Below are 19,648 nucleotides of genomic sequence, written 5' to 3' on the forward strand. Positions count from 1 at the left end.
CTGTGCACCGCCTCCCTGTGGCGAGGGGATTTATCCCCGCTGGGTTGCGCAGCGACCCCAAATTCTGTGCAACGACACAGACTGATGGCGAGCGCTTCGCACTCGAGCGGGGATAAATCCCCTCGCCACAGGAGGGCAGTGTGAGCATTAATCATTCGCCATCCCCAACACAATCCGCCCGCTGGAACAGGCCGCCGTGGCATTGCGGTAGGCAAAATACAGTTTGCCGCGTTCGCGGTCGAAGCGCAGGTGCAGTTGGATCTGATCGCCGGGGCGGACCAGTTGCTGGAATTTCAGCACTTCCATGCCGACGAACCGAGGCGGCAAGTCCAGCAGTTGTCGGCCCAGGTCCATGGCCCAGTCGACCTGTACCACGCCGGGCAGTACCGGCGCGGTGGGAAAGTGGCCGCTGAAGTAGGCCAGGTCCGGCGGCACGACCAGTTGCAGGTTCCATTCACCGTCGCTTTCGACTTGTTCCAGGACTTCGGGGCCTTTGGGGCGCAGCGCCATCAGCAAGGCTTCGACTTCGGCCTGGGGCAACTTGCCCTGGGCGTTGAGTGGCAACTGCCGCAGCCAGCGCCAACGTCGAGGCAAGGCCAAGGTTTCGCAGTGCTCGCTCAGGTGCCGGCGCAGGCCCTCGGTCACGGCGCGCCGGCCCTGGTTGCGCAGGGCGCGCAGGCCGTTTTCGCTGAGTACCAGCAGTGCGCCGAGGGAGGCGCGATTTTCCTGCACCACCCCCAGCCGCGCTTCGCTGACCCAGTCGTGGGCTACCAACGCCTGTTCCAGCATCGGCAGGGAAATGCGTTTTTCTTCGAGCTTGACGATACGGTCCAGCCGCCCGAGCAGCTCAAAGCGTCCGTCCTCAGCGATCCGCGCCGCGTCGGCGGTGTGTTCGACATGACCGGTCGGCAGATAGGGCGAAGCGATGAGCAAGGCGCCGTCGCTGTCCTGGCTCAGTTCTACGCCGGCAAAGGGCTGCCACAGTCCACCGCCCTGGCGCCAGGCGATCCCGCCGGTTTCCGAGCTGCCGAAGATCTCCGTCGGCCATTGCCCCAGGCGTTGCTGCAGGCTTTGGGCGGCCTCGGCCGGCAAGGCGCCACCGGAGGAAAACACCCGACGCACGCCGGCCAAGGCCGGCCAGTCGAGGTTATCGCCCATGCGCTTGAGCAACGCCGGGCTGGCGACCCAGGCGAAGGCCGGATGCTCGCGGCTGGCGCGTTGCAAGTCTTCCGGGAAGGCCAACTGCCGCCGTACGAACGCACGCCCGGCGCACAATGGCCAGAGCACCCGGAACAGCAGGCCGTAGATGTGCTGGGTGGCGACGCTGCCGATCATGCAGGCCGAGCCCAGTTCTGCGCCCCACAATTGCTCCAGGGCGTGGACCTCATTACTCAACTGGCGCAGGGTTTTTTCGATGCGCTTGGGCTCGCCGCTGGAGCCGGAAGTGCACAGGCTCAGCCAGCACTGGTCGAGGTCCAGTTCGGCAGGGCTCAGTGGGGCCTGCCGCAAGTCGTCAAGGCGCGTGTCGCCAGGCTGGTCGGTCAGCCACAGGTCGACGTCCGCCGCCCAGCGTTGGCGGGTTTGCGCTTGCAGATCAGCCGGCAGCAACACGCTGGCCCCGGCGCGCCAGGCGCCCAGCAGCGCCACTGCCAACTCGGCCGCATCTTCCAGGTGCACGGCCACGCGCCGTATGCCCCGGGCCTGCAATCCGGCGGCCAGGCGCAACGCTTCGTCCCGCAGTTGCGAATGATCCAGCGCCGGATCGACGGTAACCGCACGCTCCGGTTGTGCCCCGAGCAACATCTGCTCAAGTGTTATCCAATTCATGGGCGGCCTCTTACCCTTTGTCGTATGAGCCATTCAATGGCAAACAGCAGCCCCATCAATCCGTAGGAAATCAGGCCGGTGTACAACATCCACCAACTCAGCGGCGCCCAGAGGGTCAGGACGGCGGCGAGCAAACCGTTACACAGGAAAAACACACTCCAGGCCACCGTGACCTGGCGGGTATACACCACCGCTTTGGCCGGCAGCTGCGGTTCGCGCAGACGGGCCAGGCGTTCGGCCATTGGTGGGCCGTATTTCAGGCTCAGGGCGAACAACCCGAGCATGAAGGCGCTGATCAGTACCGGATACCAACGCAGCAGGAGCGGGCTGTCGAACAGCGCGAGCAATACACAAAACACAATCGCCGTGGCCGCCATCCAGCGGCTGTTGGCCCCACCCTTGCCGAGCAATGCCCGGGCCAGCCACAGGCTACCCAGCAGCAGCCCGAACTGCCACGGGGCGAAGTGCTCCATGCCGAAATACACCGCAAAGGGGTACAGCAGGCCTGCCAGCAGCAGGCCGAGGCCAATCAGCCGGCTCATGCGGCCGGTTGGACCAGTCGATAGACCGCCTCGACCACGTCGTTGACGGTACGCACCGACTTGAATTCTTCGGCGGCGATTTTCTTGCCGGTCTGGCGCTTGATGTGATCGATCAGGTCGACCGCGTCGATGCTATCGATTTCCAGGTCCTGGTACAGGTTCGATTCCAGCGTTACGCGCTCAGGGTCCAGCTCGAAAAGCTCGACCAGAGCATCGCGCAGGGTGTTGAAAATGTCGTCACGAGTTTGCATGGTCTGGTCTCAGGCTACGCTTTTTGCAGTGACGAAGGCCGCAAGGCTTGCCACATTGCTGAAGTGGTTACGGGTGTCCTTGGCGTCGGCATCGATCTTGATGCCGTACTTCTTCTGGATCGCCAGGCCAAGTTCCAGGGCATCCACCGAGTCCAGGCCCAGGCCTTCGCCGAACAGGGTCTGGTGGTCGCCGATATCGTCGATGCTGATGTCCTCGAGGCCGAGGGCGTCGATGATCAGCTTTTTGATGTCACGGTGCAGATCGCTCATCTTCGGCGAGCTCCTTGATGAAATAGTGGTGCAGAAAATCGTTGAGCCTGCGCGAAGCCTGTGGCGGAGGGCCGAGCGCGGCGAAGGCCTGTGGATCTATATCGGCCCCCACGCGAAAACTGAAGTGCACGCGGCGTTGGGGGATGCGATACCAGGGTTCGGCCTTGGTCAGGGTAGTGGGGCAGACCTTGATGGTGACGGGGGTGAGGATTTTCGCACCGCGCAGGGCGATGGCCGCTGCGCCCCGATGAAAGGCCGGCGCATGGCCTGGTTGGGTGCGCGTCCCTTCAGGGAACACGATCAGGCTCTGGCCGTCTTGCAGGGCATCGCTGGCGGCGTCGAGCATGTCCATGCTGCCATCGTTGCTGATGTATTGGGTCGCGTGCAGCGGCCCTCGGGTAAAGGGGTTATCCCACAGGCTTTGCTTGACCACGCAGTTGGCGTCGCGCACCAGCCCGATCAGGAACACCACGTCGATCAGCGACGGGTGGTTGGCGATGATCATCTGCCCGGGCCGACCGAGTTTTTCGGCGCCATCGATTTGATAGGTGAGCACGCCGGAGCGGGCCATGAACCGGATAAAGAACCAGAACAACCGTCCGACCGTGCGACGGGCCCGTTGTCGGTGGGCCTGGGCATCGCCGGGCAGCCAGGCCAGTAACGGAAACACCAGCAACCGCAGGCACAGCCCGCCCAGCCCGAACAGGGCGAAGCTTGCGGCGGTCGCGAGCAGGCGCCAGTAATAGGCGTCGCGATATTTACCGGTCACCGGCTGTGTTGCCAGGTCCATACACGATTCTTCCAGGCATGTTGGCAGGTGCTCTTGTTGTCCAGCAGCGTACGTAACAAATCCAGGGCATGGGGCCAGTCGCTGCCCGGCATTTGACCGGCCTGGGCGGCCAGGTCCAATCGCCAGTCGTCGCCCGGGGTGAGCAGCAGGCCCACCGCATAGGGAAACGGTACGTCGTTGACCCAGGGGGCATACACCTGGGGAGGTTGTTCTTCGGTGATCACCAGCAGCACGGCCGGCGCGCCTTCGTTCAACAGCGCGGCAGCTTCCAGCACACCATGTTCCAGCCCGTCGCCGGTGGCGGCCAGGGCGGTCATCTCGCTGGTTTCGCCGCGCATGATCGACCACAGGCCGATCACCGCGTTGTGCACCGACAGGCTGAACTGGGTGGGCGACAAAGGTTGGTCGGCCGCCAGGTCCTTGAGAATCTCGAAAGTGCGCGGGGTTTCGCCGTGGCGGGAAATAAAGACCAACGGTAGGTTGGGACGCCCCTCGGCCAGCGGCCAGCCGACACTGAAGGCCATCCGCGCCAGGCGGCTGAGGCGCCGACGCTGCATGGCTGGCAGAAACGATACGTCAGGGGCGGCATCGCTGGCAGCTAGCACGACCGGCTGTCGGCTCCACGCCTGCCAATCGTCCACGCTTTCGAGCCCCGGGGCCCACGCGCGCCATTGGGCGATATTGAAATTGATCACAAAGTTCATCCCACCCCTGCGGGCTTTTATTGTCACGGTTCAGTGGTTGACCCGCGTCCATCCCTGCATGGTCTTGAGACCCAAGAGGCGCGCATTATCCCGGTGCGGCTGGCTTGTAGCAAATACTGGTTACATTTTGCTCAAGCGAAATAGGCCCGCTGGTCCGCTCAACATCGGCCCGGGACCATTGTCGCGATCATGACGAGCCTGTCTGTCAGTTGTTTCTGTCATTTTCCCGGCGAATTGACGCCCCATTGAATGAAAAAGCCACAGGCGCTGTGGTCCATCTGCATGGAAGGTAGCGAAGCAGTGTCGTGGCCTACTACACTCGGGAATCTTTGATACACGGAGGTTTTGACATGCGGCGTGTGGTGTTCAATCAGAAGGGGGGGGTGGGCAAGTCCAGCATCGCCTGCAATCTGGCGGCGGTCAGCGCCAGCGAGGGCTATCGCACGCTGTTGGTGGACCTGGATGCCCAGGCCAACTCCACTCAGTACCTGACGGGCCTGACCGGCGATGACATTCCCATGGGCATTGCCGAATTTTTCAAGCAAACCCTGTCGTCCGGGCCGTTCTCGAAAAAGAACAAGGTGGATATCTACGAAACGCCGTTCGACAACCTGCACGTCATCACCGCCACCGCAGAGCTGACGGATTTGCAGCCCAAGCTTGAGGCAAAACACAAGATCAACAAGCTGCGCAAACTGCTCGAAGAGTTGGAGGAGGATTACGACCGGATTTACCTGGACACCCCGCCGTCCCTGAACTTCTATGCGGTTTCAGCGTTGATCGCCGCCGACCGCGTGCTGATCCCCTTCGATTGCGACAGTTTCTCCCGTCAGGCGCTGTATGGTTTGCTGGCGGAAATCGAAGAGCTCAAGGACGACCATAACGAAGGCCTGGAAGTCGAAGGCATCGTGGTCAACCAGTTCCAGGCCCGCGCCAGCCTGCCACAACAGATTCTTGATGAGCTGATTGCCGAAGGCCTGCCAGTATTGCCGGTGTACCTGAGCAGTTCGGTGCGCATGCGCGAATCTCACCAGGCGAGCCTGCCGCTGATCCACCTGGACCCGCGGCACAAGCTGACCCAGCAGTTCGTGGAACTGCATGGATTGCTGGAAAGTTGAGGGCTGGCGGCCGATCCTGGGCGATCAGCTGATTTTGCTCAGGTAGGGTGGCAAGTCTTGTTCCGGCACGACCGACAGCACCTTGAGGCGTTGCAACATGCGTTGCCGGGCGCGTTGCAAATGCTCCTTGAGGTTCAGCGCGGCGGCGTCGAAGGCGCCATGTAACAGCAGTTCCAGGATCAGGCGATGCTCGGCCAGCATGGCGGGGTCCGCGCCGATTCCCAGCAGCCGGGAAAAAATCCGGCTGATGATCATCGGGCTTTGGGCCTGGCGAATCAGTGCTGCCATCTTGCGATTTTGCAGGCCGCTGAGGCAGTGCTGGTGCAGGTCTTCCTCGATGCGCTGGATCGTCTCTTCCGGGCAATGCTCAGCCTGTTGCGCCTGGGTCACCCGTTCCAGCATGGCTTGCAGTTGCTCACGGCTCAGCCCAGGCGCGCTTTGACGTAGTGCCTCGGGCTCCAGGCAGGCGCGCAATTCATAATCTTCGGTGACTTCACGGGCGGTGAGCGGGCCGGCCAGCCATTGTGAATAGGGTTCTTTTTCCAGCAAACCACGGTCCCTCAGGCGCATCAGGGCTTCTCGCACCACGGCCCGGCTCACGCCGTAATGCTCGGCGGCGGCTTGTTCATCGAGACGGTAGTGGCCGAAAGTAATGCAGGTCAGCAGCGCACTGCCGATTTCCTCGTGGATCCGCTCCCCCAGTGGCCGCGTGTCCACCAGTTCTTCGCCGCTCGCCAGGCCCAGGTGGGCATGGCTCAAGGGCAGGCGTAGCGGCTCGATATCCAGGCCCAGGGGATTGATCAAGTACCCACGCCCGTCAAAACGCCGGATCAACCGCTCTTCGTGCAACAGATCCAGCGCCTTGCGCACCGGCACACGGCTGGTACCGAACAGCTCGGCCAGCGGCGCTTCCAGTAAGACCAAACCTTGCAGCGCGGTGCCCTCGGTGATTGCGTCACGCAATACCTGGTGAATCATCGCGTAGCGCGACGCGGTGCGTGGGTCTTGGGCTGGCGCTGCTTTCATCGATTCCTCTGGGCGTGTCGGTGATGGCGGGATTCTCTCACAGTGTCCTGTGTCACTGAGGGTCACATTGGTGCGCCCTTTCGTGGGGCTCGCTCCATCAAAACGTTACTTTTATGCACTTAAATGTATCTTTTCTTAAAATGTACATTAGGTAAGCCTCCCATTCAGGTTTTGACCAACACCCGGCTCATCCCAACCATGGACGCCGCTCTAAGCCGATGATTCCAGGTCGTTGGCGGAAAGGGAGATTCGACAAGTATCGGCGACGCCCACGTAGCTGGCATGGAAACTGCTCCAGATAAATGTACATTTTAATAAATGATACGTTTTTGGATGCCTCGCCCATGAATTCATTTTCCTCGCCGGATGCCATTGCGCTCGCCGAAGCCTTCGCCTTGGGGCGTACCGACCCGGTCCAAGTGCTGGAGCAAGCACTGGAGCAAGCCGCGCATGCCGAACATGTGTTCGTGTCGCTGACCGAAGCCCGGGCCCGGCGCGAAGCGCAGGCCTCGGCGGCGCGCTGGCGTGCCGGGCAACCGTTGAGTGGCTTCGATGGCGTGCCGCTGGCTTGGAAGGATTTGTTCGACGTGGCCGGCAGTGTCACCACCGCGGCAGCGGCGGTGCGTCGGGATGCACCGCCCGCGCTGTTGGACGCCGCCAGTGTCAGCCTGCTTAGCCGAGCGGGCATGGTCTGCCTGGGCAAGACCAACCTCAGCGAATTCGCCTATTCAGGGCTTGGTCTCAACCCGCACTTTGGCACGCCGGTCAACCCGTTCAGCGATGCACAGCCACGCATCCCCGGCGGCTCCTCCAGCGGTTCGGCGGTGGCCGTCGCGGCGGGCATCGTGCCGATCGCCATGGGCACCGATACCGCCGGCTCGATCCGCGTCCCGGCGGCTTTCAACGCCCTGGTAGGGTTTCGCGCCAGTTCCCGTCGTTACAGTCGCGACGGGGTATTTCCCCTGGCCCACAGCATCGACAGCGTCGGCCCGTTGACTCGTAGCGTGCGTGACGCCTGGATGATCGACGAGCTGCTTCAGGGGCGCGACCCACGACAAACGCCACCGGTGCGCAGCCTGGCCGGGCAGCGTTTCTGGGTCGAGCAAGCGGTGCTGGAGGATGCCTGTGTCGAGGCTGCGGTGCGGGCCAATGTGCAGGCCGGTATCCAGGCGCTGCGCACGGCCGGGGCGCTGGTGGAGATTCGGCCATTGCCGGCTTTGCAGGCCAGCCTCGCGCTGATCCGCGACCACGGCTGGCTGGGGGCCGCCGAGGCGTTTGCCTTGCATGAGGCCTTGCTCGACAGCGCCGATGCCGAACGCCTCGACCCGCGGGTTCGCCGGCGTCTCGAAGCGGCGCGGCCCATGACCGCCAGCCAGGTGCTCAAACTCTACGATGCCCGCTCGGCCTTGCAGCGCCAACTCGTCGAAGAGCTCGACGGCGCGGTGCTGCTCACGCCGACCGTGGCCCACGTCGCCCCGCCGCTGGCGCCTTTGGAAGCCGACGACGAACTGTTTGTCCGGACCAATCTCGCCACCCTGAGGCTGACGATGCCCGGCAGCTTGCTCGACATGCCCGGCATCAACCTGCCCAGCGGTCGTGACAGCCAGGGATTGCCCACTGGCCTGCTGCTTAGCGTGCCCCAAGGCGAGGACGCCCGGCTCTTGCGGGTCGCGCGCTCGGTCGAGGCGACGCTGGCCAACTCCTGATTGATGTTTAAACAACCACCACAACCGGAGGCCGATCATGGCTAAAGATATTCTTTGTGCATTTGGGGTCGATGTCGACGCCGTGGCGGGCTGGCTCGGCTCCTACGGCGGTGAAGATTCGCCCGACGATATTTCCCGTGGCCTGTTTGCCGGTGAAATCGGCGCGCCGCGCCTGCTCAAACTGTTCGAACGCTACGGCCTGCGCACCACCTGGTTTATCCCTGGGCATTCCCTGGAGACCTTCCCCGAGCAGATGAAAGCCGTGGCTGACGCGGGCCACGAGATCGGCGTGCATGGCTATAGCCACGAAAATCCCATCGCGATGACCCCGCAACAAGAAGAAGCAGTGCTCGATAAATCCATCGAGTTGATTACCCAGGTGACCGGCAAGCGGCCTACCGGCTACGTCGCGCCCTGGTGGGAATTCAGCAAAGTGACCAACGAGCTGCTGCTCAAGAAAGGCATCAAGTACGACCACAGCCTGATGCACAACGACTTTCATCCCTACTACGTTCGCGTCGGCGACAGCTGGACCAAGATCGACTACAGCCAACACCCGGACACCTGGATGAAACCGTTGGTGCGTGGCCAGGAAACCGACTTGGTGGAGATCCCGGCGAACTGGTACCTCGACGACTTGCCGCCGATGATGTTCATCAAGAAGTCGCCCAACAGCCACGGTTTCGTCAATCCACGGCACCTCGAGGAGATGTGGCGCGATCAGTTCGACTGGGTCTATCGCGAACACGAGCATGCCGTGTTCACCATGACCATCCACCCCGACGTCTCCGGGCGTCCCCAGGTGCTGCTGATGCTGGAGCGCCTGATCGAACACATCCAGGGCCATGCCGGCGTGCGCTTCGTCACGTTCGATGAAATTGCCGATGACTTCATTCGTCGCAACCCCCGCAGCCGCTGATCCGGCATTTAACCGAGGCGTGTTCTCATGTCCATCTATAACAAACTCGACCTGACTGGCTGGAAACCCGAGCAATTGACGCCGGCCCAGGTGCGCTTCGCCACCTGGATCGCTTTTTTTGCCTGGGTGTTTGCGGTCTACGACTTCATTCTGTTCGGCACGTTGTTGCCGGAAATCGGCCGGCACTTCAACTGGAGCGAAGTCGAGCAAGCCGAAATCGCCACCTGGGTGGCGGTCGGTACGGCGGTGGTGGCGTTGGCTATCGGTCCGCTGGTGGACCGCCTGGGCCGGCGCATGGGGATCATCTTCACCGTCAGCGGCGCGGCGATCTGTTCGGCACTGACGGCCATTGGCGGTGCCTGGGGCAAGTCGCCGTTGATCCTGATCCGTTCTCTGGGCGGGTTGGGTTACGCCGAGGAGACCGTCAATGCCACCTACCTGAGCGAGCTTTACGCCGCCTCCGATGACCCGAGGCTGGCCAAGCGCCGTGGCTTCATCTACAGCCTGGTACAGGGTGGCTGGCCGGTGGGCGCATTGACCGCCGCCGGTTTGACGGCGGTGTTGCTGCCGACCATCGGCTGGCAGGGCTGCTTCATCTTTGCGGCGATCCCGGCCATCGTCATTGCGATCATGGCGCGCAAGCTCAAGGAAAGCCCGCAGTTCCAGATCCACCAGCGCATCGGCCAGTTGCGCAAGAGCGGTGCGGTTGCCGATGCCCAAGCGGTGGCGTCCACCTACGGCGTCGATTACGAGGAACACAGCAAGGCCGGCCTCGCGGCGGCCTTTCGCGGCACGTCGCGGCGCGCGACGCTGGTGATCGGCGCGGCGATCCTGCTCAATTGGGCGGCGATCCAGGTGTTCAGCGTGCTCGGCACCACGGTGATCGTCAGCGTGCACCATATTTCCTTCGAAAACTCGTTGATCATCCTGGTGCTCTCCAACCTGGTGGGCTACTGCGGTTACCTGAGCCATGGCTGGATGGGCGATAAGATCGGTCGGCGCAATGTCATCGCGTTGGGCTGGATGCTGGGTGGGCTGTCGTTTGCCGGCATGCTCTACGGTCCGAGCAACTTGCCGATGGTGGTCGGCCTTTACAGCCTGGGCCTGTTCTTCCTGATCGGGCCCTATTCGGCGGCGCTGTTTTTCATCGGTGAGAGTTTCCCCACCAGCATCCGCGCCACGGGCGGTGCGATTATCCATGCCATGGGGCCGATCGGCGCGGTGGTGGCCGGGTTCGGTGCCACCCAGGTGCTGTCGGCAGGCGGCAACTGGCAGACCTCGGCGCTGTACTTCGGTGCGCTGCCTTGTTTCCTCTCCGGCGCGCTGATGTTCGCGGCGCGCCACGTCCGTCCGGAAACCGTGAAATAAGGAGGTCCTCATGACCCGTAGAGTTGCATTGATTACCGGTGCCGCCAGCGGCATCGGCCAGGCCCTTGCCGTGGCGTATGCCCGTCACGGTGTGGCTGTGGCCGCCGGCTATCTGCCGGCGGACCCTCACGACCCGCAAGACACCCGCCAGCAGATCGAGGCGTTGGGCGGCGAATGCCTGATGCTGCCACTGGACGTCACCGACAGTCGTTCGGTGGATAACCTGGCCGAGCAGGCATTCAGCACCTTCGGGCGTCTTGATTACGCCGTGGCCAACGCCGGCCTGTTGCGCCGCGCGCCCCTGTTGGAAATGAGCGACGAGGCCTGGAACGCCATGCTCGATGTCGATCTGACCGGGGTGATGCGCACCTTCCGCGCCAGCGTTCGCTACATGAGCGAGGGCGGTGCGTTGGTGGCGATTTCTTCGATCGCCGGCGGTGTGTATGGCTGGCAGGACCACTCCCATTACGCCGCGGCCAAGGCCGGTGTGCCGGGCCTATGTCGTTCTCTGGCGGTGGAGTTGGCCGCGCAGGGTATTCGCTGCAATGCGGTGATCCCGGGCCTGATCGAGACGCCGCAGTCCCTGGACAGTAAAAATTCCCTCGGGCCCGAAGGCCTGGCCAAGGCGGCCCGGGCGATTCCGCTGGGGCGAGTCGGCCGGGCCGATGAGGTGGCGTCGCTGGTGCGGTTCTTGACCAGCGACGAGTCCAGCTACCTGACGGGCCAGAGCATCATCATTGACGGCGGCCTGACCGTGCGTTGGCCGGATTGAAGCAGGGCGTCACGGTTGTGTTTTTCAATTGATGGCTGCCCATGTTTGCTCTGGATCTGGAGGATTTTCCCATGCAACAACTGTTCAACCGCCGCGCCGTGATCACCGGCGCCGGCAGCGGCATCGGTGCCGCCATCGCGCGAGCCTATGCCGAGCAAGGCGCGCGCCTGGTACTGGCCGATCGTGATGCAGAACGCTTGTACGCCATTGCTAAGGACTGTCGTGCGCTGGCGGTCGAGGTCTTCGAGTGTGTAGCCGACGTCGGCACGGTCGAAGGGGCCCAGGCTGGGGTCGATGCGTGCGTCGAGCGGTTCGGCGGTATCGATATCCTGGTCAACAACGCCGGCATGCTGACCCAGGCGCGCTGCACCGAGCTGAGCATCGACATGTGGAACGACATGCTCCGGGTCGACTTGACCAGCGTGTTCATCGCCAGTCAGCGAGCCTTGCCACACATGCTGGCGCAGCGCTGGGGGCGGATCATCAACGTCGCCTCGCAATTGGGCATCAAAGGCGGGGCCGAGCTCAGCCACTACGCGGCGGCCAAAGCCGGGGTGATCGGTTTTACCAAGTCACTGGCCCTGGAAGTGGCCGCCGACAACGTGTTGGTCAATGCCATTGCCCCCGGGCCGATCGAAACACCGCTGGTGGCCGGCATCAGTGAAAGCTGGAAACAGGCCAAATCCGCCGAACTGCCTTTGCGACGCTTCGGCTTGGCCACGGAAGTGGCGCCCACCGCCGTGTTGCTGGCCAGTGACCCGGGAGGCAACCTGTTCGTGGGGCAAACCCTGGGACCGAACGCCGGCGACGTCATGCCATGAAGGAGTGCTGAAGCATGTGTGGCTTGTGCGGTCTATTGGGCGAGGATGTCCACTGGAGCGATCCGCTGGGTGATGGGCTGCCCCGGCGTCGCGAGCGATTGCGGCGGATTTCAGCGATCAATCGCGTGTTGGCGCCGTTACGGCTCAAGGTCGAGGATTTCCAAGGCACGGCGTATCTGCTGCTGGGCGCCACCGGGCGGCAGGAACTGGCCAGCGGGCTCGACCAGTTGTGGAGCCTGGCCGAGTCGATGACGGGCCGGGCAGCGGACCCGCTCGATCCGGCCCTACTGCGGTCTCTGGAGCAGGGCTCATGAGCATCGCCTTGAACGTCATGACCGGGTTTCTCGGTAGCGGCAAGACCACTTTGCTCAACCGTCTGTTGCAAGGCGAAAGCCTCGGTGACACCGCGTTGTTGATCAATGAGTTCGGCGATATCGGCATCGATCACTTGTTGGTCCAGGAGGTGGCGCCGGACACCGTGCTGTTGCCCAGCGGCTGCGTCTGCTGTTCCATCCGCGGCGAGTTGAAAGACGCGTTGCTCGATCTGCTGGCGCGGCGTGACCGGGGCGAGATCCCGGCTTTTCGACGGGTGATCCTGGAGACGACCGGGCTGGCCGATCCGGCGCCGATCCTGGCGACACTCAACAACGACGTGCAATTGCGCGGACGCTTCCATATTGGCTTGGTGGTGACGCTGGTCGATGCCTGCCACGCCGAACTGCAGGCGCGCATTCACCCGGAGTGGCTGGCCCAGGTAGCCGCCGCGGACCGCCTGCTGTTGAGCAAGACCGATCAGGCCGCTGCGTCGGCTGTCAGCGCGTTGCGTCAACGGCTGCAAACGCTGAACCCGGGGGCGTCGCTGCTCGATACCCACGACGTGCTCAGTGGCGATCAATTATTGTTGGGCGAAGGCCTGCGTGGCGCGGCGCCTGAAGTCGAGGTGGCCCGTTGGCAACTGCATCGTCCGCAGGACCAGGTTACGTCGCACGGCGACGCCCAGGTTTGCTGCCTGACCTTCGATCAGCCGCTGGACTGGATCGGCTTCGGGGTCTGGTTGTCGATGCTGCTAAGATGCCACGGCGAACGCATTCTTCGCGTCAAGGGATTGCTCAACGTGAACAGCCTCCAGGCCCCAGTCGTCATCCATGGTGTGCAGCATTGCCTGCACGCGCCGGTGCATTTGCCCCGCTGGCCCAGTGCCGAGCGCCAATCGCGCCTGGTATTTATCGTCAGGGGCCTGGACCCGGAGCGGTTGCGGCATTCGTTCGATGTCTTTGCTCGTTGCTTCGCACCGGCGGCTGAGGTGAGTGCCTGATGATCAGCGGCACGTCCATCACACTGCGGGTGCTTGGCACCTCCGTCACCTTGCTCGAATCCCTGCGGATTCGCGCCGAACAGGACCTGGGCATTCGCCTGGTCTATCAGGTCCACAGCGTCGAGCAGGCCCAGCGCATTGCGGTGATGCAACCGGACAGCTACGACCTGTACGACCAATGGTTTCACAACGTTGATTTCGTCTGGCCGGCCAGAGCGATCCAGCCCATCGACACCCGGCGCATCGCGCTGTGGCACGAGATCAACGACCTGCCCAAGCGCGGCCGGTTGTCCGCCGCGGATCGCCCGGTCAGCGGCAGCGTGCCCAATGAGCGCCTGTACGTGCAACACGACGGCAGCCTGGGCAGCACCGTCAGCGACTACATCAGCATGTTGCCGCTGACCCACAACGCCGACAGTTTTGCCTACCGCCCGGAACGTTTGCCGGCGGGGTTTTCCCGTGACAACGAGAGTTGGGGCTGGCTGCTCGATCCGGCCTGGAGCGGGCGTACCGCGCTGCAAAGCGACGCGGCGATTGGTGCCATCGACGCGGCGCTGGCGATACAGGGCATGGGGTTGGCGTCGTTCAAGGACATCGGCAATCTCAGCATCGAAGAGATCGACAGCCTGGCCGACGTGTTGGTGCGCAAACAGCGCGAAGGTCATTTCGCGGCGTTCTGGTCGGATGACGAACAGGCGGCGCAACTGATGCTCAGCCCGACCATCGACATCGAGAGCCTTTGGTCTCCGACCCTCATGCGCCTGCATCGGGCCGGGATCAAGTACCGCCTTGCCGTGCCCCGGGAAGGTTATCGCGCCTGGTTCGGTGGGTTGTCGGTGTCACGTCATGCCCGGGGAGCGGTGCTGGATGCCGCCTATGCGTTCCTTAATTGGTGGCTCTCGGGATGGCCTGGCGCGGTCATGGCGCGCCAGGGTTATTACATCAGCAACCCGCCCCGCAGCCGCGACCATTTGAGCGATGCCGAATGGGACTATTGGTACGCTGGCAAACCGGCCCGTGAAGTGCTGCCGGGCAGCGATGGCGAACCCTTGATCGACATCGGCGAAATTCGCGACGGCGGTTCGTATGAGCAACGCATGGGCCATATCGCCGTGTGGAACTCGGTGATGGACGAGCACAACTACCTGGTGCGGCGTTGGGGGGATTTTCTGCGTGCGGCCAACAAAGGCCGCTGAGCATCAAATCCCCTGGCTGCGCAACCAGCTCATCAATTGCGGCAACGGCAATGCCCCGCTCTGGCGCGCGACTTCCCGACCATCCTTGAACAGAATCAGGCTGGGAATCGAGCGGATCCCCAACTGCGCCGACAGCTGCTGGTTGGCCTCGCTGTCGAGCTTGGCCAAGCGGCATTTGCCCGTCAGTTGCGCGGCGGCCTGTTCGAACACCGGGGCGAAGGACTTGCACGGCCCACACCAATCGGCCCACACATCCACCAGCAACGGCAGGTCGCCCTTGATCTGGCTGGCGTAGTCGCCTTGCTTGAGTTCGAACGGTTTGCTCAATAACACCTGGGCCTTGCAGCGTCCGCACTTGGGCTGGTCGCCGAGGCGTTCGGCGGGTATGCGGTTGAGCCCGTTGCAATGGGGGCAGGGGATCAGCATCAGGTCAGTCTCCAGGAAAAATCATTGGCACAGATTGAACACTATATAGAAACCACCACAAAAACCTGTGGGAGCGAGCTTGCTCGCGATGGCGGTGTATCAGTCAATACTGCATCGACTGTCAGACCGCTATCGCGAGCAAGCTCGCTCCCACAAGGGTATATCGGTGAGGCTGTTACTTGGCGTTGGTCAGCGTGTTGTAGCTGGTCATCAGGTTGCGGTAGTCCGGGATGTGGTTGGAGAACAAGGTCGCCAAACCTTCCACATCGTTGCGCCAGTCGCGGTGCAGTTCACAGGCCAGGCCGAACCAGGTCATCAGTTGCGCACCGGAGGACGACATGCGGTCCCAGGCCGATTGACGGGTCAGTTCGTTGAACGTGCCGGAGGCATCGGTGACCACGAACACGTCGAAACCTTCGGCCAGGGCCGACAGTGCCGGGAAGGCTACGCAGACTTCGGTGACCACGCCGGCGATGATCAGTTGCTTCTTGCCGGTGGCCTTGATGGCCTTGACGAAGTCTTCGTTGTCCCAGGCGTTGATCTGGCCTGGGCGAGCGATGTACGGCGCGTCCGGGAACAGGGTCTTGAGCTCTGGCATCAACGGGCCGTTGGGGCCGGTTTCGAAACTGGTGGTGAGGATGGTCGGCAGTTGGAAGTACTTCGCCAGGTCGGCCAAGGCCAGCACGTTGTTCTTGAAGCGGTCCGGGTCGATGTCGCGGACCAGGGACAGCAGGCCGGCCTGGTGGTCAACCAGCAGAACGGCGGCGTTATCTTTGTCGAGACGGTTGTAGGAAGTGGTCATGGCGTAGTCCTCGTTAAGTTTTGGTTGCCAAAGGTCGGCGTGGTTAAGGTTTTCAATGTCGGTGTAGCGATTGATCGTTGACTCATCCGGTCGAAGCGCCCGGCTTCAATCCGTGTTGCGTTTCGATGGGTGTAGATTAAAACTGGCACCTTTGATGCGCTAGACTGCGAAAATTAGCCTTAGCGTTCTATTTGGAGAACGATCATCGAAGACCTCAATACGCTGTACTACTTCACTCAGGTCGTTGAACACCGGGGCTTCGCCGCCGCCGGCCGCGCGCTGGACATGCCCAAGTCGAAGCTCAGCCGGCGTATTGCCCAACTGGAGGAGCGTCTCGGAGTGCGGCTGCTCCACCGCACCAGTCGCCATTGCACGCTGACGGAGATCGGCCAGGCCTATTACCAGCGCTGCCTGGCGATGCGGGTCGAGGCCGAGAGCGCGGCGGAAGTGATCGAGCGCAACCGTTCCGAACCCCAGGGGCTGGTGCGCATCAGTTGCCCGACGGCATTGCTCAATAGCTGGGTCGGGCCGATGCTGACTCGCTATATGCTCAAGTACCCGCGGGTGGAGTTGTTCATCGAAAGCACCAACCGGCGGGTCGACCTGATCCATGAAGGTTTCGATATCGCCTTGCGGGTGCGCTTTCCACCGCTGGAAAACACCGACATGGTCATGAAAGTGCTGAGCAACAGTACGCAGTGCCTGGTAGGCAGCCCGGATTACCTTGAGCGCTTGTCTTCACCCGCTTCGCCGGCGGACCTCAACGGCCTGCCGAGCGTGCATTGGGGTGGGGCACAGCGGGAATACCAGTGGGAGTTGTTCGGCCCGGACGGCAGCCGCGCATTGATCCGCCATGAACCGCGCATGGTCACTGACGACCTGTTGGCCCTGCGTCACGCCGTGCTGGCCGGCATCGGCGTCGCCCACTTGCCCACCGTGGTGGTGCGTGAAGACATCGCGGCTGGCCGGCTGGTGGAACTGGTGCCGGGCTGGACGCCCAAGTGCGGGATCGTTCACGCAATCTTTGCCTCACGACGCGGGTTGCTGCCGTCGGTGCGTGCGCTGATTGATTTTCTGGCCGAGGAGTTCAGCTACAGCGACATGGCGTAGGGGCCGGGGTCGTTGGTTTTTTTTGCCTGCGGCGAAGGGCGGCTACCAGGCTGCCATTCATCAGGTGCGTTGCACTCAACGCCCGCCAGGCCCTCAAAAAAATCACAACGTACTTGTTCGCAACCCGGAGGTCCCATGAGCAATCCTCAAGACCCAGACACCCCACAGGCCGTGGACAATCCCAATGACGACGGCTTCGTCCTCGGTACCGCCGGTCGTGACGAAGACCCCAACGCCGCCCCGGCCTACGCCATCGATCGCCGCTACGATCGGGATGAACTGACCCCCGAAGATGCCCGCGGCATGCCCGGTTATCCCGAGGAAAAACCACCGGCAAAACCGACTGACAAGGACAATGCCGAAGCGGAGCCGGGAATCGAGACGCCCGAGCAGGGGAACGATAAGGTGGGGTGAGCAGGGCGCACATCCGCTCACATTTTTTACCGAGGCCTGAAGCCTTGAGCCCGCCTTACTGATGCTATCGCAATTTGCGATGAGCAGAATTTATGTTTACCTTTCCCATTGCAAATGCGATGAGAAAAATAGTGATGAGTGCACTGATTGAACAAGTCGCTGCCCATTGGGAATTTGTGTCGCCCCTGCTGCGAAAACCCAGGAGCGAAGAGGATTATGACCGGTTGGCGGGTGCTCTTGATGAGCTGTTGGCCTTGGTGGGCGAAGACGAAGCCCATCCTCTCATGAGCCTGGTGGATATCATCGGCGAATGGATCGAGGCATGGGACCAGCAGCATAGGCCAATGCCCAAGGTGAGTGGCGTCGAGGCGCTGCGTTACCTGATGCGTGAACATGGCATGAGCCAGAGCGACTTACCGGGCGTTGGTACCCAATCGGTGGTATCGGAGGTATTGAGCGGTAAGCGTCAGCTCAATTTGAGGCAAATCCGCTGGTTGGCGGAGCGCTTCGGTGTATCGGTTGAAACCTTTACTTGATGGATCGGTGTAGCGCTGCGAAATACCGACCTGCTTTTGTGGCGAGGGGATTTATCCCCGCTCGGCTGCGAAGCAGTCGTAACCCGGCTGACGCGGTTCATCTGTTGCACCGCGTTGCCTGTGTTGGGGCTGCTGCGCAGCCCAGCGGGGATAAATCCCCTCGCCACAGGGTAGTCATGTCTGCGATCCAGACAGGTATGTGTTGGGCGGGTGGTTTTTTTCATCCGCGGCGCTGGGCTACGACGAGCAACTGATCTCCAGGTGCTTGCCCCACTCCGGCGGACGTTGCGCGTAGCTGTCCATGCCCGGTTGTTCCTCGAACGGCTTGCTCAGCACGGTGTGCAGGCGGCGCACTTCGTCGTAGTCGCCTGACTCGGCGGCGTCGATGGCTTTTTGCGCCAGGTAGTTGCGCAGCACGTACAGCGGGTTGACGGCGTGCATGCGGGTGCGACGCTGGTCTTGATCGACGGGGCCTTCGCGGTTGACCCGGGCGACGTAAAGCTCGCCCCAGGCATCGAAGCCCTTGAGGTCGACGAAGTCATCGCGCAGGGTCGCGACGGCCGGCTCGGGGGATTGATCGCCCAGTCGGCGAAAGAACAGGCTGTAGTCGACGCCGCTGTTCTGCATCAATTGCAGCAAGCGTTCCACCAGTTTCTGGTCGTCTTCTTCGGCGCTTGTCAGGCCGAGGCGGCGACGCATCAGGTCCAGGTAATGGGCCTGGTACAGCGGCAAGTACAACCCGAGGGTCTCGCGCAGGGCTTCGACGCTGATGAACGGCGTCAGGGCCTGGGCCAAGGCGCTGAGATTCCATTGGCCGATGGGCACCTGGTTGCTGAAGGAGTAGCGACCCTGATCATCGGAGTGGTTGCAGATGAAGTTGGCGTCGAAGTCGTCGAGGAAGGCGAACGGTCCGAAGTCGAAAGTGATGCCCAGGATCGACATGTTATCGGTGTTCATCACGCCGTGGCAGAAACCGTAGGCCTGCCATTTGGCAATCAGCTCGGCATTGCGCTCGACGATTTCGCGGAACATCGCCAAGTACGGCTCCGGCTGTTCGCGGCACTCGGCAAAGTGCAGGTTCAACACATGCTCGGCGAGGGCCGCTTGCAGCTCGGGTTTCTTGGTGTAGTAGAAGTATTCGAAATGGCCGAAGCGCACATGGCTGGGCGCCAGGCGCAGGACCATGGCGGCGCGCTCCTGCTTTTCCCGCCATACCGGGGTGTCCGAGCCGATTACGCACAAGGCCCGGGTGGTGGGAATGCCCAGGGCATGCAGGGCTTCGGAGGCGAGGAATTCGCGGATCGAGGAGCGCAGCACCGCCCGTCCGTCGCCCATCCGTGAGAACGGCGTCTGGCCGGCGCCCTTGAGGTGCAAGTCCCAGTGCTCGCCGGCCTCGTTGTACACCTCGCCCAGCAGCAAGCCTCGACCGTCGCCCAATTGTGGGTTGTAGTGACCGAACTGATGCCCGGAATACACCATTGCCCGTGGCTCGGTTTCGGCCCAGAGCTTGTGGCCGCCAAAGATTTCGGCAAACAGTGGTGCCTCGGCTTCTGTCGGGTCCAGGTCCAGCAACGCCATGGCGGCCGGGCTGGCGACCACCAGCCGTGGATGGTCGATGGGCTCGGGCAGCACGTGGGTCGAGAAACCGTCGCCCAGGCGGGCAAAACGGTTATCGAAGGTCAGGGTTTCCAGCGTTTTCATGGCCGTCTCCGGCGCGACGCCCTCAGGCTGCGCG

At 62.6% G+C, this 19,648-nt stretch carries 22 protein-coding genes; 12 read left to right on the forward strand and 10 right to left on the reverse strand.

Features of this window, described 5'->3' with window-relative positions; all coding sequences use genetic code 11:
- Window positions 1-147: 147 nt before the first annotated feature.
- Genes LOY70_RS02305 through LOY70_RS02330 form a run of 6 tightly spaced genes read right to left on the reverse strand, consistent with a single transcriptional unit; the run spans window position 148 to window position 4,384 of the window.
- Window positions 148-1,827 carry an AMP-binding protein gene (locus LOY70_RS02305; RefSeq protein WP_265032970.1) on the reverse strand — a complete coding sequence of 560 codons (1,680 nt, stop codon included), beginning with the start codon at window positions 1,825-1,827 and terminating at the stop codon, window positions 148-150.
- Complete coding sequence (locus LOY70_RS02310; protein ID WP_123345288.1) at window positions 1,824-2,369, reverse strand: hypothetical protein; 546 nt, start codon at window positions 2,367-2,369, stop codon at window positions 1,824-1,826. Before LOY70_RS02310 ends, LOY70_RS02305 begins: the two co-directional genes overlap by 4 nt.
- Complete coding sequence (locus LOY70_RS02315; RefSeq protein WP_030140951.1) at window positions 2,366-2,620, reverse strand: acyl carrier protein; 255 nt, start codon at window positions 2,618-2,620, stop codon at window positions 2,366-2,368. The genes LOY70_RS02310 and LOY70_RS02315 overlap by 4 nt, the downstream gene beginning before the upstream one ends.
- Before the next feature lie 9 nt (window positions 2,621-2,629).
- Complete coding sequence (locus LOY70_RS02320) at window positions 2,630-2,890, reverse strand: phosphopantetheine-binding protein (protein WP_265032972.1); 261 nt, start codon at window positions 2,888-2,890, stop codon at window positions 2,630-2,632.
- A complete protein-coding gene (locus LOY70_RS02325) occupies window positions 2,871-3,680 on the reverse strand; it encodes a lysophospholipid acyltransferase family protein (protein WP_265032974.1) in 810 nt (269 codons plus the stop codon). The genes LOY70_RS02320 and LOY70_RS02325 overlap by 20 nt, the downstream gene beginning before the upstream one ends.
- Entirely contained in the window at window positions 3,656-4,384 is a 729-nt protein-coding gene (locus LOY70_RS02330; protein WP_038436388.1) for a beta-ketoacyl synthase chain length factor, read from the reverse strand. Before LOY70_RS02330 ends, LOY70_RS02325 begins: the two co-directional genes overlap by 25 nt.
- A 350-nt stretch (window positions 4,385-4,734) precedes the next feature.
- On the opposite strand from LOY70_RS02330, the gene LOY70_RS02335 reads away from it, so the two are divergent.
- Entirely contained in the window at window positions 4,735-5,502 is a 768-nt protein-coding gene (locus LOY70_RS02335; RefSeq protein WP_123345278.1) for a ParA family protein, read from the forward strand.
- 24 nt (window positions 5,503-5,526) lie between these two features.
- Here LOY70_RS02335 and LOY70_RS02340 read toward each other — a convergent pair whose 3' ends face one another.
- Window positions 5,527-6,528 (reverse strand): GntR family transcriptional regulator, encoded by a 1,002-nt coding sequence (locus tag LOY70_RS02340; RefSeq protein WP_265032975.1) that lies wholly within the window; start codon window positions 6,526-6,528, stop codon window positions 5,527-5,529.
- A 344-nt stretch (window positions 6,529-6,872) separates the two neighbouring features.
- On the opposite strand from LOY70_RS02340, the gene LOY70_RS02345 reads away from it, so the two are divergent.
- The 8 genes from LOY70_RS02345 to LOY70_RS02380 all read left to right on the forward strand — a co-directional run bounded on the left by LOY70_RS02345 (window position 6,873) and on the right by LOY70_RS02380 (window position 14,625).
- A complete protein-coding gene (locus LOY70_RS02345) occupies window positions 6,873-8,234 on the forward strand; it encodes an amidase (protein ID WP_265032977.1) in 1,362 nt (453 codons plus the stop codon).
- Between the two features lie 37 nt (window positions 8,235-8,271).
- Entirely contained in the window at window positions 8,272-9,153 is an 882-nt protein-coding gene (locus tag LOY70_RS02350) for a polysaccharide deacetylase family protein (RefSeq protein WP_123415008.1), read from the forward strand.
- 27 nt (window positions 9,154-9,180) lie between these two features.
- Entirely contained in the window at window positions 9,181-10,521 is a 1,341-nt protein-coding gene (locus tag LOY70_RS02355) for an MFS transporter (protein WP_123345269.1), read from the forward strand.
- A 10-nt stretch (window positions 10,522-10,531) separates the two neighbouring features.
- Entirely contained in the window at window positions 10,532-11,293 is a 762-nt protein-coding gene (locus LOY70_RS02360; RefSeq protein WP_265032980.1) for an SDR family NAD(P)-dependent oxidoreductase, read from the forward strand.
- Between the two features lie 71 nt (window positions 11,294-11,364).
- Window positions 11,365-12,114, forward strand: coding sequence for an SDR family NAD(P)-dependent oxidoreductase (locus LOY70_RS02365; RefSeq protein ID WP_265032981.1), 750 nt, complete (start codon window positions 11,365-11,367; stop codon window positions 12,112-12,114).
- A gap of 14 nt (window positions 12,115-12,128) precedes the next feature.
- On the forward strand, window positions 12,129-12,428 hold the full coding sequence (locus LOY70_RS02370) for a hypothetical protein (protein ID WP_123345263.1): 300 nt from the start codon (window positions 12,129-12,131) through the stop codon (window positions 12,426-12,428).
- A complete protein-coding gene (locus tag LOY70_RS02375; protein WP_265032984.1) occupies window positions 12,425-13,429 on the forward strand; it encodes a CobW family GTP-binding protein in 1,005 nt (334 codons plus the stop codon). Before LOY70_RS02370 ends, LOY70_RS02375 begins: the two co-directional genes overlap by 4 nt.
- The gene (locus LOY70_RS02380) at window positions 13,429-14,625 is read left to right on the forward strand and encodes an ABC transporter substrate-binding protein (protein ID WP_265032986.1); all 1,197 of its coding nucleotides are present in this window, start codon (window positions 13,429-13,431) and stop codon (window positions 14,623-14,625) included. The genes LOY70_RS02375 and LOY70_RS02380 overlap by 1 nt, the downstream gene beginning before the upstream one ends.
- 3 nt (window positions 14,626-14,628) lie before the next feature.
- Here LOY70_RS02380 and trxC read toward each other — a convergent pair whose 3' ends face one another.
- Both trxC and ycaC read right to left on the reverse strand, forming a co-directional pair.
- Window positions 14,629-15,051 (reverse strand): thioredoxin TrxC, encoded by a 423-nt coding sequence (gene trxC, locus LOY70_RS02385; RefSeq protein WP_025211468.1) that lies wholly within the window; start codon window positions 15,049-15,051, stop codon window positions 14,629-14,631.
- A gap of 175 nt (window positions 15,052-15,226) precedes the next feature.
- Window positions 15,227-15,853, reverse strand: coding sequence for an isochorismate family cysteine hydrolase YcaC (gene ycaC / locus LOY70_RS02390; protein ID WP_025211469.1), 627 nt, complete (start codon window positions 15,851-15,853; stop codon window positions 15,227-15,229).
- A gap of 204 nt (window positions 15,854-16,057) precedes the next feature.
- Between ycaC and LOY70_RS02395 the strand changes: the two genes are divergently transcribed.
- The 3 genes from LOY70_RS02395 (at window position 16,058) to LOY70_RS02405 (ending at window position 17,913) form a co-directional block, all read left to right on the forward strand.
- Window positions 16,058-16,963, forward strand: a complete 906-nt coding sequence (locus LOY70_RS02395; protein ID WP_265038250.1) for a LysR family transcriptional regulator — start codon at window positions 16,058-16,060, stop codon at window positions 16,961-16,963.
- Window positions 16,964-17,098: 135 nt separating this feature from the next.
- Window positions 17,099-17,377, forward strand: coding sequence for a hypothetical protein (locus LOY70_RS02400; protein WP_265032987.1), 279 nt, complete (start codon window positions 17,099-17,101; stop codon window positions 17,375-17,377).
- Window positions 17,378-17,511: 134 nt separating this feature from the next.
- A complete protein-coding gene (locus LOY70_RS02405; protein WP_265038252.1) occupies window positions 17,512-17,913 on the forward strand; it encodes a helix-turn-helix domain-containing protein in 402 nt (133 codons plus the stop codon).
- A gap of 237 nt (window positions 17,914-18,150) precedes the next feature.
- Here LOY70_RS02405 and selO read toward each other — a convergent pair whose 3' ends face one another.
- Window positions 18,151-19,614, reverse strand: coding sequence for a protein adenylyltransferase SelO (gene selO, locus LOY70_RS02410; RefSeq protein WP_265032989.1), 1,464 nt, complete (start codon window positions 19,612-19,614; stop codon window positions 18,151-18,153).
- Window positions 19,615-19,648: the final 34 nt, after the last annotated feature.

Origin of the sequence: Pseudomonas sp. B21-054 (assembly GCF_026016345.1) — a bacterium.
Classification (GTDB): domain Bacteria; phylum Pseudomonadota; class Gammaproteobacteria; order Pseudomonadales; family Pseudomonadaceae; genus Aquipseudomonas.

What these genes read in the sequence shown, in the direction of transcription:
- LOY70_RS02305 (WP_265032970.1), bottom strand. Translation starts at nt 1,827, where the DNA reads ATGAATTGGATAACACTTGAGCAGATGTTGCTCGGGGCACAACCGGAG.
- LOY70_RS02310 (WP_123345288.1), bottom strand. Translation starts at nt 2,369, where the DNA reads ATGAGCCGGCTGATTGGCCTCGGCCTGCTGCTGGCAGGCCTGCTGTAC.
- LOY70_RS02315 (WP_030140951.1), bottom strand. Translation starts at nt 2,620, where the DNA reads ATGCAAACTCGTGACGACATTTTCAACACCCTGCGCGATGCTCTGGTC.
- LOY70_RS02320 (WP_265032972.1), bottom strand. Translation starts at nt 2,890, where the DNA reads ATGAGCGATCTGCACCGTGACATCAAAAAGCTGATCATCGACGCCCTC.
- LOY70_RS02325 (WP_265032974.1), bottom strand. Translation starts at nt 3,680, where the DNA reads ATGGACCTGGCAACACAGCCGGTGACCGGTAAATATCGCGACGCCTAT.
- LOY70_RS02330 (WP_038436388.1), bottom strand. Translation starts at nt 4,384, where the DNA reads ATGAACTTTGTGATCAATTTCAATATCGCCCAATGGCGCGCGTGGGCC.
- LOY70_RS02335 (WP_123345278.1), top strand. Translation starts at nt 4,735, where the DNA reads ATGCGGCGTGTGGTGTTCAATCAGAAGGGGGGGGTGGGCAAGTCCAGC.
- LOY70_RS02340 (WP_265032975.1), bottom strand. Translation starts at nt 6,528, where the DNA reads ATGAAAGCAGCGCCAGCCCAAGACCCACGCACCGCGTCGCGCTACGCG.
- LOY70_RS02345 (WP_265032977.1), top strand. Translation starts at nt 6,873, where the DNA reads ATGAATTCATTTTCCTCGCCGGATGCCATTGCGCTCGCCGAAGCCTTC.
- LOY70_RS02350 (WP_123415008.1), top strand. Translation starts at nt 8,272, where the DNA reads ATGGCTAAAGATATTCTTTGTGCATTTGGGGTCGATGTCGACGCCGTG.
- LOY70_RS02355 (WP_123345269.1), top strand. Translation starts at nt 9,181, where the DNA reads ATGTCCATCTATAACAAACTCGACCTGACTGGCTGGAAACCCGAGCAA.
- LOY70_RS02360 (WP_265032980.1), top strand. Translation starts at nt 10,532, where the DNA reads ATGACCCGTAGAGTTGCATTGATTACCGGTGCCGCCAGCGGCATCGGC.
- LOY70_RS02365 (WP_265032981.1), top strand. Translation starts at nt 11,365, where the DNA reads ATGCAACAACTGTTCAACCGCCGCGCCGTGATCACCGGCGCCGGCAGC.
- LOY70_RS02370 (WP_123345263.1), top strand. Translation starts at nt 12,129, where the DNA reads ATGTGTGGCTTGTGCGGTCTATTGGGCGAGGATGTCCACTGGAGCGAT.
- LOY70_RS02375 (WP_265032984.1), top strand. Translation starts at nt 12,425, where the DNA reads ATGAGCATCGCCTTGAACGTCATGACCGGGTTTCTCGGTAGCGGCAAG.
- LOY70_RS02380 (WP_265032986.1), top strand. Translation starts at nt 13,429, where the DNA reads ATGATCAGCGGCACGTCCATCACACTGCGGGTGCTTGGCACCTCCGTC.
- trxC (WP_025211468.1), bottom strand. Translation starts at nt 15,051, where the DNA reads ATGCTGATCCCCTGCCCCCATTGCAACGGGCTCAACCGCATACCCGCC.
- ycaC (WP_025211469.1), bottom strand. Translation starts at nt 15,853, where the DNA reads ATGACCACTTCCTACAACCGTCTCGACAAAGATAACGCCGCCGTTCTG.
- LOY70_RS02400 (WP_265032987.1), top strand. Translation starts at nt 17,099, where the DNA reads ATGAGCAATCCTCAAGACCCAGACACCCCACAGGCCGTGGACAATCCC.
- LOY70_RS02405 (WP_265038252.1), top strand. Translation starts at nt 17,512, where the DNA reads ATGAGTGCACTGATTGAACAAGTCGCTGCCCATTGGGAATTTGTGTCG.
- selO (WP_265032989.1), bottom strand. Translation starts at nt 19,614, where the DNA reads ATGAAAACGCTGGAAACCCTGACCTTCGATAACCGTTTTGCCCGCCTG.